We start from the raw sequence: 210 nt of genomic DNA on the forward strand, positions 1-210 counted from the left end.
ATTATTGTTGAGCCAGTTTATTTTCATAGTCTTCAATCATTTTCTTAACCATTTGTCCACCTACAGCACCACATTCACGAGAAGTCATATTACCCCAGTAGCCAGATTTATAATCATCAGAAACATTAAGCTCTTGGGCTGCTTCTACTTTAAATTTATCCATAGCCTGTAATGCTTGAGGGTTTAATAAACGATTGCTATTATTTCTAG

General features: G+C 34.8%; 1 protein-coding gene. It reads right to left on the reverse strand.

What is annotated here, in order from left to right; translation table 11 throughout:
* Position 1: 1 nt before the first annotated feature.
* Positions 2 to 210, reverse strand: a 209-nt coding sequence (locus ACYQ3D_RS12700; RefSeq protein ID WP_459838828.1) for an alpha/beta-type small acid-soluble spore protein, incomplete at its 5' end; no start/stop codon positions are given.

The sequence above is a fragment of the Halanaerobaculum tunisiense genome (assembly GCF_054657635.1).